The 10,243-nt window shown below is 42.8% G+C and carries 10 protein-coding genes; 7 read left to right on the forward strand and 3 right to left on the reverse strand.

What is annotated here, in order from left to right; all coding sequences use genetic code 11:
- The 3 genes from J7J62_04805 to J7J62_04815 form a co-directional block, all read right to left on the reverse strand.
- On the reverse strand, nt 1–1,451 hold a 1,451-nt coding region (locus tag J7J62_04805; protein MCD6124472.1), incomplete at its 3' end, for a hypothetical protein.
- Nucleotides 1,451–2,719, reverse strand: coding sequence for a phosphoribosylamine--glycine ligase (purD, locus tag J7J62_04810; protein MCD6124473.1), 1,269 nt, complete (start codon nt 2,717–2,719; stop codon nt 1,451–1,453). The genes J7J62_04805 and purD, both read right to left, overlap by 1 nt.
- 108 nt (nt 2,720–2,827) lie before the next feature.
- Entirely contained in the window at nt 2,828–4,756 is a 1,929-nt protein-coding gene (locus J7J62_04815; GenBank protein MCD6124474.1) for a S8 family serine peptidase, read from the reverse strand.
- Between the two features lie 185 nt (nt 4,757–4,941).
- On the opposite strand from J7J62_04815, the gene J7J62_04820 reads away from it, so the two are divergent.
- The 7 genes from J7J62_04820 to J7J62_04850 all read left to right on the forward strand — a co-directional run.
- The gene (locus J7J62_04820) at nt 4,942–5,601 is read left to right on the forward strand and encodes a DUF4013 domain-containing protein (protein MCD6124475.1); all 660 of its coding nucleotides are present in this window, start codon (nt 4,942–4,944) and stop codon (nt 5,599–5,601) included.
- A 36-nt stretch (nt 5,602–5,637) separates the two neighbouring features.
- Nucleotides 5,638–6,207 (forward strand): LemA family protein, encoded by a 570-nt coding sequence (locus tag J7J62_04825; protein MCD6124476.1) that lies wholly within the window; start codon nt 5,638–5,640, stop codon nt 6,205–6,207.
- 27 nt (nt 6,208–6,234) lie between these two features.
- On the forward strand, nt 6,235–7,305 hold the full coding sequence (locus J7J62_04830) for an LptF/LptG family permease (protein ID MCD6124477.1): 1,071 nt from the start codon (nt 6,235–6,237) through the stop codon (nt 7,303–7,305).
- A 5-nt stretch (nt 7,306–7,310) separates the two neighbouring features.
- A complete protein-coding gene (locus J7J62_04835) occupies nt 7,311–8,732 on the forward strand; it encodes a radical SAM protein (GenBank protein MCD6124478.1) in 1,422 nt (473 codons plus the stop codon).
- Between the two features lie 67 nt (nt 8,733–8,799).
- On the forward strand, nt 8,800–9,462 hold the full coding sequence (locus tag J7J62_04840) for a threonylcarbamoyl-AMP synthase (protein ID MCD6124479.1): 663 nt from the start codon (nt 8,800–8,802) through the stop codon (nt 9,460–9,462).
- Between the two features lie 37 nt (nt 9,463–9,499).
- Nucleotides 9,500–10,051, forward strand: a complete 552-nt coding sequence (locus J7J62_04845; GenBank protein MCD6124480.1) for an RNA polymerase sigma factor — start codon at nt 9,500–9,502, stop codon at nt 10,049–10,051.
- Nucleotides 10,052–10,056: 5 nt separating this feature from the next.
- The coding region (locus J7J62_04850) for a hypothetical protein (protein MCD6124481.1) at nt 10,057–10,243 on the forward strand (187 nt) is incomplete at its 3' end.

Consider the following 10,243-nt stretch of genomic DNA (forward strand, 5'->3'; position numbering starts at 1 on the left):
CACACTGTATTCCGCCACGAGCGTTGACACTGCAATAGTAGTCGCGATAAGCGGAGCATCCTTTTTGCCTTTCTCACTGAAAACCGAACTGTGCCGCCGGTTTCTACTGCATCGAAGGAGTTGGCAAGAATGTTTTCCACGGCGTGTCCAAGTTTTTCGTCGTCGATTAATATAGTTTCGGGAATATCGCGTGGTATATCACATTCAAAGGTTACACCTTTGGCTTGGGCAAGTTGGGCTGCCCTGTCGCAAAGTTTTGAGACAAATTCTCTTGTTGATACTTCATTTTTTACAGCGCTTATACTTCCTGTAAGCGATATGAATTCTCTTATGATTTTGTCCACCCTTTTTGTTTCCGAAAGCCCCACATTGATTATCTTTTCGTATTCCTCTGTGTTGCTTTCTGGTTTAAACTCAGCAGCAAGCCGCTGGAATGCTATTGCTATGGAGTTTAGTGGATTCCGTATTTGATGTGCAACAGATGCAGCGAGTTCGCTTAATGCGCGCAAGTGGACAAGCCGTTCGTGCTCCTGCCTTAGACGCATAAGCCGTGCCGCCGTGGAAAGAAGCACAATCGTAACAATAACGGTAAGAATGGCAAGGAATAAACCGAGAATTATGACGAGCCGAGATAGGTTCATGACATCTTTATACTCTGCGAGCGGAAGCCCAATCCTTATGATACCTGAGAATTCCCCCAGTTTTGGGAATGGATATGCGAGTTCGAATACTTGCTCGTCAAGGAATGTAGTAAGTCTGCTTTGGGGGGTTTTCGTTGAGAAAACGCTTCTAAGGAAATCATCAGCTAATATCGACTTTACCTTTTTGACATCTTTTGATGCTGCTATAACTCCCGAGGTGTCCTGAAGTATTATGTATCTTACGGCAGGACTTTGGGCGAGTTTTCTTACAAGCTGTCCTATCCCCGCTTCCTGGCAGAATGGCGGTTCGACGAAAACGACAAAAATGCTATCGTCGCTCGCGAAAGCCATACCGTAAGGTCCTGATGGCGATGGGAAGTCGGGGTCGAGACCGATGAAAGCCACATTTGACTTTAACTCTTCTATATTTATGTATTCACTTAGTTTTGCCAGGAATTGCTCTTCTTTGGGCCGTGTTAGACCGTGTATTGAGCGCACTTTGCCCGTGCTGTCGAGCACTATGACAGCGCGCACTTTGGCGGTTCTGCCTTTGGTTAGTATGACCTCTGGGTCGGATAATCTGGTTAGAGGCATTAACTCGCTTCTCCTAAGTGTTACTGCGTATCTCTGGGATTCGTACACTTGGCGGGCTCCTTCTACAAGTATATTGGCAAGCGATATAGCATCGCGCTCCATCATGGACATTATAGCGTGACGGGTTTTTCTTACCGAAAATGCAACAGTAATCCCCGCCGCAAGAAGGACTACTGCAAGCGTTAGGAAAACTATTGTTCTAAGGTTCTTTTGCATTAAATGTACTCAGATGCTATGTCGGTTCGATAGAAAGCTCTATCAAAACTTATCTTATCAACGGCTTCGTATACTCTGCTCGCTGCTTCTTCGAAACTATTTCCTACTGCCACGACATTAAGAACCCTTCCGCCATTTGTTATTATCGTGTCCCCCCTTTGTGCGGTTCCAGCGTGAAATACTATGATATTTTCGTCCATTCCCTCGACTGTATCAAGACCATCTATGGGTAAGCCTTTTTTGTATCGTTTTGGGTAGCCACCAGAAGCTATGACCACACAAACTGCTTTTTTGTCGTACCATTCGACATCAGCTTCGAGCACGCGCTTTTCTATGGCATGAAGTATTAGTTCAAGAAGGTCCGATTTCATAAGTGGCAATATCACCTGTGTTTCGGGATCACCAAATCGGCAGTTGAATTCAAGCACCTTAGGACCATCGTCCGTTATCATTAGTCCTGCGTAAAGCACGCCCACGAAAGGCGTTCCCATAAACCGCAAGCCGAGTATCGTTGGCTTAAGTATGTCCTCTATAATCTGGTCGAGCAATTTATCGTCAATAACTGGATGGGGAGCTATCGCGCCCATTCCGCCCGTGTTTGGTCCTTCGTTATTGTCGTAAGCGCGCTTGTAATCCTGTGCTGCTATAAGGGGCACGAGGTTCTCACCATCGGTAATAGCCAGCACTGATGCCTCAACGCCATCGAGGAACTCCTCAACGACTATTTTCTTACCTGCTTCACCCCATGTTCGCTCGATCATCATGTGAACCACGGCATCGCGTGCCTCGTCGATGTTGTGGGCTATTATCGAGCCTTTTCCACCTGCCAGACCGTCTGTTTTAATAACTATAGGAAACTCCTGTTCCTCGAGGAATCTGATGGCTTTTTCCGCATCGTCAAACACGAGGAAGCTCGCTGTGGGGATGTGGTGATTCTGCATGAATTGCTTTGCGAATACCTTGCTTGACTCGATGAGCGCTGCTTTCTGAGATGGTCCGAAGACTGCAAGGCCTCTTTTCGCGAAGTAGTCAGCTATACCCATGGCAAGCGGATTTTCAGGACCTACTATGGTCAAGTCTATGGAGTTACGCTCGGCAAAACTTGCCAGTCCTCTTATGTCGTCTGCCTTTATGTCGACTATGGTTGCTATCTTGGCTATCCCTGCGTTTCCGGGAGCAACATAGAGTTTGTCAATATAAGGGCTTTGGGAAATTTTCCATGCAAGAGCGTGCTCTCGTCCACCACCACCTACTATCAAAGCGTTCATATCGTCCCCCTTTAGTGCTTTTTAGCCTAATCTAAACGCGAATAACGCTTATTTGCAACATGTTTTTCTTTTAAATTGGGGATGTTTGTTGCCCTGAATTGGGCGGGTTTATCTTATCATCACAACTTTAATTTTTCTTTTCAATTCTTCAGAGCCATCGCCAAATGCTTTTATGTAGAGCATATACACTCCGCTTTTTAACCGCCTGCCATACGAATTCGTCCCGTCCCACACTATGGAGCCCTCATCCGTTTCGAGGCTTCTTACGAACTCGCCATCGGCAGAAAATACTTTGACTTCAGCGTGCTTTCTGGTGCCAGACGGTCCCCATGACCAGATTATTTTAAGCGTATCGCGGAATGGATTAGGATAGCAGATGACGAAATCAGACTCGGCGAAAGGCATTAGCTTGACGGCAATCCTGTGAATTCTCCCCCTTCTGTGGTTTATCGTTATGGTTTTGGAAAGGAAGCCGTCACAGGATGCTTTTATACTGTAGGTGCCTTCCTCGCTTATGTATTTTGTCGCTCTTCCACGCCCATCAGTAAAAAGTGTGTCATCATTTACTGTCACCACGGCGTTTGTTAATGGTTGCCCGGAGATTGAGTCAGCGACCAGTATGTATATAGCATCGAGTATTCCTGCGGCTACCGGAGCTTTGGGGACACCCCAACCGTAATCGTTGTTGGGTGAATCCGCCATATCTGCTGTTGACTTCATGAGTTCTATTAACTCCCACCCGTGGGTAGTAAAACCTTTGTCCCGCAACGCCTGAAGCACCAATGCAGCGGTGGCAGCTACTATGGGGCACGAAAAGCTCGTTCCATTGTTGAAAACGACACTGTTTGAAAATGGGTCCCAGACCACAGCGTTGACTCCTAAGGCTGAAAGGTCAGGTTTTATGCGCCCATCAGCGGTTGGACCAGGTGAGGAGAAAGCAGCTATTTGATAAAAACCATTTACCGCTCCTACGGCGCAAACAGAATCGCCGTCGGCAGGTGTTACAATGTGCCCCCACGAGAAGTCCATTCGTTGATTCCCCGCCGAGTTGAATACCGCAATGCCCTTTTTTGCAGCAAGGTCTGCAGCGATAGTTGTTACTGCTGTGTTTCCGTCGAGGTCTGAGAAACTGTAGCCCCATCCGTCCGTGGTGAAGTATGTATATCCGAGGGAGCTGGTTACTATGTCAACACCTATTGAATCGAGCCACTCTATCCCTGCAACCCAGTTGTCCTCCTCTATTCTCCGCTCGTAATCCACTACTCCACCCGGCTCAATAACTGAGTCCACTATTTCGGTTTTTGCCAGCGCTATGCTTGCCTCGGGAGCTATGCCCATGATTTGGTCAGGGATATTTGCAGCGATACACGATAGCGTCATAGTGCCGTGCACGAAGCCCATAGGGTCCCAATCTCCGTTGATGGAGTCGTAACCAACACTTGTGTCGTGATGGACAAAATCATATTTTGCGACAAGCCGACCAGATGCGACAAGAGAGTCGAAGGGGGGCACATCTATTTTGTAGCCGGAGTCGAGCATTCCAATAAGGACACCTCTGCCTCTATATCCACGCTGATGCATTATGTCTGCACCCACCATCATCGCCTGCAACATCGATTGTCCCCAGTATCGTATGCGCGATACTCTTTCCATTGTTTTAATTGGCGTGATTTTCTGCCGAAATCTGGCGACAGGCTGAGTCTTTCTAACGAATGAAAGCGATGAAAGTGAAATGCTTTGTCGCTGTGGCGGGATTACTGATACTGCGTTAAGCCATCGTGAGACATTCACAATGTTGTAGCCGAGCCGCCTAATTGAGTCGATATAAGCTTTGCACACGGGAACATCGTGCTCATCGAATGGAATGTTAAGCTTTTCGCGTCTTCTTATAGCTCTTTCGGAAAGGGTCATTCTTGCTATGCTGTCCACCAAAGATTGGTCATGCGGAAGGCATTTGTCAGTAAAGAAAATCCAGATTTTGTTTTGGGCAAAAATGGCAGTCAGGATAAAGAATGTTAATATTAGTGACTTTCTCATATTTTGCCGTCCATTTGCGTTTCAAATAAATTAACCTCTTAATTTAGGATTTTAATTTTTTATCGCAAGTGCATTTGCTATGAAAGCGTTATCGAATGATAAAAGATTGACAGGATTTACAATTATGCTTATTTTTGTCTATGGTTTTATTTGAGCAACAGTATTTTGTTTAAGGAGGTTGAGAATTGGAGGAACTGGCTGTCAAAGAGGCTTTATTATATACTTTTGTTAGCAGAAGATGGGCGGCAAAGATGTTAACGATTCTGCTTCTTTTGTTTGTGCCGATATTGGGTTGGTTTGTCGTTTATGGATATTTTGCAAAAATTTTGAAAAGCTGGTCAGAAAAGAAGTATGAACTTCCACCATTTTCGGGATTTTTCGGCATGTTTACTCTTGGATTTTATCTATTTGTGATTGCTGCTATAATAGGTATAATCGGCTTTATTTTAAAAAGTATACCTTTTTTTGGTTATATTCTTGCTTTTGCGTGGGGTATATTGAGCTTTTTCTTTACGCCGTATATGGTTTCCTGCGTAGCGACTACAGGGACATTGTCAAAGGAGACCTTCAATACACGGAAAATAATCAATTTCGTTGGTGACAATATATTGAAACTTTTATTTCTGCTGGTATTAATGGTCGTTTGCTGGGTAATATTGGCGCTTATAGTAGCACCATTTTTCATAGGTTTTGGTTTATGGCTTGCCAATGATTCTTTTGTGGCGGGTAAATATGTTATTCTCGTATTAGGAATATTGATTGCATTACTTGGTGCTATATATATAGCATTTGTTAAATTCGCTTTAATTGGGAACATATATTCTCAGTGGAAGGAAAAACAATGAAGTTCAACTTGTTAGCTACAGCGTTTAGGAGGAAAAATGAGGTTGGTATTAACAATTTTGGGGATAGTTATATTGTTCGTTGTAATAATAGTTTTGATTGTTGCGGCATTATATAACAAACTCGTCAAACTGCGTAACATGTCCGATCAATCTTGGAGCGACATAGAGGTTCAGCTTCAAAGGAGATACGACCTTATTCCTAACCTTGTTGAGACTGTTAAGGGATATGCTGCACATGAGCGAGAAGCTCTTGAGAATGTTACAAAAGCGCGCCAACAAGCTATCGAGATTAAAGGCGATGTGCGAAAAAAGGCTGAGGTAGAAAACTATCTTACGCAGGCTCTAAGGCAACTTTTCGCTGTTGCGGAGGCTTATCCCGATTTAAAGGCGAACCAGAATTTCCTTGAATTGCAAAATCAACTTTCGCAAATCGAGGAACAAATTCAGCTTGCGAGAAGATATTACAATGCAGTGGTCCGGGATTTTAACAATGCAGTTCAAATGTTCCCATCAAACATTGTTGCATCAATATTTGGATTCAAAACGCGCGATTACTTTGAGCTTGAGGAACCTGAGGCAAGACGAGCGCCTGAAGTGAAATTCTGATTTTTAGCTTCAAGCACCGTTAAAACGATGTCAATTCTTGATAAATATATAGCAGAAAAATTCATTAAATATTTTATTATTAGCGTTGCGGCTTTTGTGTTGATCTTTTTGATAGTCGATATAGTCGAAAACATAGATAAATATATTGACAAGCATGCAAAAGTTGGTGATGTGGCACTATATTACATATATTATATACCTTATATAGTTGTTCTTGTTTTCCCTATTGCTGCACTGTTAGCGTCGACTTTCCTTGGAACGAGGCTATCAAAAAACCTTGAAATAGTGGCGTTCAAATCGCTTGGAATACCTACGATACGGGTTGCGAGAGCTATTTTTGTTTTGGGTATCGTAATTAGCGCGATTGCTTTTCTTGCCGCAGAATTCGTTATACCTTCGACAAACCGGCTTAAAGCAGAGTTGGCGGATAAAAGATTATATAAGAAATTTCCTCGAAGATTGGTATTTAATAATTTATTTTATGTAGGCAATGATGGTTCTATATATTATTTTAGGAGCTTTGACAGCTATCGAGGTGTAGGTGTAGATGTGACGATAATAAAATTTGCTGGTGGCAAAATTTCAGAACGATATGATATAAAACGCTTAAGCTGGGTTGGCGGAAGCTGGCTTGTTAACAGAGGTATATTAAGAAAATTTACGAAATTCGGCGAGGAGTTAAAAGAGCTGAAAAATTATTATATGTATATACCTGAGCGACCCGAGGATTTCGCGAGAAAAATACCAAAACCTGAGGAGCTAAGCATCACAAAATTGTGGAAACTTGTGAATAAACTTTCAAAAACTGGCATTCAGCCAAAGCGCGAGGCAACAGACCTTTGGATGAAAATAGCCTATCCGCTTGTTAATTTTATCGTTTTACTGTGGGGTTTTCCTCTTTCCGCGCGACTTAGAAAGGCAAACTATTTTCTTGGATTTGGGCAAAGTTTTTTCATAGCTTTTATATATCTTGCTGCTATACGCGCAGGACAGGCGCTTGGATATAACGGTGACCTTCCACCTTATATAGCTGCTTTCATTGGCGACGCTATATTCGGAGCAATAGGAGCAGTAATCGTATATATGAATAGAGATTGAAAACTATGCCGCGCTTAAATAGAAAAATCCTTATTGAATCAGAAATTTCTATACTCCCAAAACGGCAAAAGAAGTGGACGATACGAGCTGCAGCTGTATTCCCGGGAACATATAAAGCTGGCATGTCAAATCTCGGGTTTTTAACACTTTTTGAGAAGATGCATGATTTCCACCAATTTTTCCCTCAACGCTTTTTTAGCGACTTTGGTCCTTATTCGCTCGAGGAAAACGAGCCGTTAAGTTCATTTTCATTAATAGCTGCATCTATTTCATATGAGCTTGACTATATTAAATTTATAAAAATGCTTCGCGAAGGTGGTATAAAAATATCAAACGAGGAGCGTGAGGATGGAAGATTGCTGATAATAGGCGGTGCTGCTGTGACAATTAATCCATATCCGATGTTATATATAGCTGATGCGATATTTATTGGCGAAGGCATCGAATATATAGAAAAAATTCTTACCGTAATCGCCGAAAATCCACCCGGTATAACGCCCAAAATAGAGATTTTAAAGAATTTATCGAATGTTCCCGGAGTGTGGGTTCCTCTATTATCAGACTCGCCGCCAAGGAGAGCGATATCAAAAGCGTGGATTCCACCATCTTCGAAAGTTATATCGAGTTTTTCATCTTTCCCCAATATGGTTCTTGTCCAAATACAGCGTGGATGTCCTTATGGCTGTCCGTTTTGCGCAACTCCTTATAATTTCAATCCATTCCTCAATTATGATATAGATTCTATATTAGACCAGCTAATGATGTGGGGAGAAATGCCCAAAAGAGTTGGATTAGTCGGTTCTGCAATATCGGACCATCCCCAAATAGCTGATATATTTGACAAATTATCGAATTCTGAAGTTTATACATCATCACTGAGAGCAGACAAACTTTCCCCGGAGTTGCTTGAAAAAATTCGTGCTTCAAAGCAAAAAACGCTCACTTTTGCCCCGGAAACTGGCTCGGAAAGGCTTAAAAAAATAATAAAAAAGTTTATATATCCAGAGAACATAGTAGAAGTTGCTGAAAAGACAGCTGCCAAAGAAATCAAATTGTATTATATAATTGGCATGCCCGATGAAAAAATCAATGATGTTAAGGACACTATAAGAGAAATAAAAATTATATCGAAGGCTCTCCGCAAAAAAAGAGTAAAAGTTTCGATAAATCCATTTGTCCCGAAGCGCGGAACACCGTGGGAAAGTTTTCCGATGGAAACCCACGAATCTCTAATGGAAAAGTTCAAAATCATAAGCGATAATTTGAAGAATGTTGATAATTTGAAGCTTGATATAAATTACAATCGCAGGCTCAGGGTGCAGTGGTTGCTTTCATGCGGTGGACAGGAGATAAGCAGAATTCTTATTGAGAGCCGCACAATTTCAGAGCTGGCGGCGAAAGCAAGAAAGCTTGGTTGGGATGTATAATCTTGAATCGATAGCATTAGTCTATTTTATATTGCGAACCGTGATTCCATAACAATCTTTATTATTGATGACGCTGGTGAGATACATAGGCATTGAGGGACTCGAGAAAAGCCCTGCGTGGGAGGCTGCCCAGATTATAAAAAATGGCGGAGTGATCATATATCCGACCGAAACACTTTACGGGATCGGAGCGGACGCTACAAACGAGAAGGCAGCGAAAAAAGTACTCGAAATAAAAGGTAAGCTCCCCGGAGGCGGATTGATCGTTCTTTTATCTCGGGAAATGCTTGATGAATACATAATTGATTGGCAGAAATTCTCAATTCTTATGGATTATTTTTCCCCCGGACCCTTAACTTATATAGCCAATCCCGTTGAGGGCAAATTCGCAAGCTCTGTGCTTAAAAATGGAACTGTCGCGTTCAGAATCAGCTCTTGTTGGTTTGCCGAGCTTGTGGTTAACCTTTCTGGTGTGCCTTTAATATCGACCAGTGCTAACATTTCTGACCAGCCGCCATTAAAAAAGCCAGATGAAATAATCGAAACATTTAACGGAGTGGTGGATGGGATATTCGTGTTCCCAGGTAAAATCCTCGATAGCCTGCCTTCAACAATAGTGGATGTTACAAATTTCCCCGATGAAATAAAAATAATAAGGGAAGGGCAAATTCCCGCTAATGCGATAAAAGAGGTTTTAAAAACCCACAGTCAGACGACAAATTTAATGTAAACTAAACCCGAAAATCAAACTCTATAAGATAGGAAGCATGAAAGAGCCGGACTCGCAAAATGAAGAGGCACAACTTGTCCATAAGGCTAAGCAGGGTGATAAGGAAGCGTTCGATGCGCTCATGTTGATGACTCAGGATTATGTGTTCAGACTTGCTTATAGGATGCTTGACAACAAAGATGATGCGCTCGATGTGATGCAGGAAGCGTTTTATCGAGCATACAGGTCATTGAAAAGTTTTCGCGGCGATTCCTCGTTCAGATACTGGGTTGAAACTATAGCGACAAGACTTTGCCTCGCTCGGTATCGTAAGAAACGAATTTTCGTCTGCATAGAGGAGATAGTCGGACTGGGAAAAGAACCAGAACAGGACAATCTCGATAGCGAGAAAGAATCAAAGATTCTTCAGGATGCGCTGGGAACGCTAACGCCACGAGAAAGGGCAGCTTTGGTGCTTCAGATGGAAGGCGGGAAATCGATAAAGGAGATAGCCAATACAATGGGGGTCGCCGAAGGAACTGTAAAAGCCCTGATTCACAGGGCAAAGGAGAAATTATATAAAAAGCTAAGAAAATATTTTAAGAGGTGATAAATATGATGAACTTCGATGAAAAACTAAAAGAACTATGGGACGCAACTAAGCCCGAGCTATCGGATGTCGAGAAGGCTGCATTAAGGGCGAGATTCTGGGCTAAAATGAAAGCTAAGCGGTCAAGATTGTTCGCTTACGCCATCGCGACAGCCGCTGTGGTAGTGTTAGCACTGGTTGCAACATTAAACA

The sequence above is a fragment of the bacterium genome (assembly GCA_021159335.1).
Lineage (GTDB): Bacteria > UBP14 > UBA6098 > B30-G16 > B30-G16 > JAGGRZ01.

What these genes read in the sequence shown, in the direction of transcription:
- J7J62_04830 (MCD6124477.1), top strand. Translation starts at nt 6,235, where the DNA reads ATGTCAATTCTTGATAAATATATAGCAGAAAAATTCATTAAATATTTT.
- J7J62_04835 (MCD6124478.1), top strand. Translation starts at nt 7,311, where the DNA reads ATGCCGCGCTTAAATAGAAAAATCCTTATTGAATCAGAAATTTCTATA.
- J7J62_04840 (MCD6124479.1), top strand. Translation starts at nt 8,800, where the DNA reads ATGACGCTGGTGAGATACATAGGCATTGAGGGACTCGAGAAAAGCCCT.
- purD (MCD6124473.1), bottom strand. Translation starts at nt 2,719, where the DNA reads ATGAACGCTTTGATAGTAGGTGGTGGTGGACGAGAGCACGCTCTTGCA.
- J7J62_04815 (MCD6124474.1), bottom strand. Translation starts at nt 4,756, where the DNA reads ATGAGAAAGTCACTAATATTAACATTCTTTATCCTGACTGCCATTTTT.
- J7J62_04845 (MCD6124480.1), top strand. Translation starts at nt 9,500, where the DNA reads ATGAAAGAGCCGGACTCGCAAAATGAAGAGGCACAACTTGTCCATAAG.
- J7J62_04825 (MCD6124476.1), top strand. Translation starts at nt 5,638, where the DNA reads ATGAGGTTGGTATTAACAATTTTGGGGATAGTTATATTGTTCGTTGTA.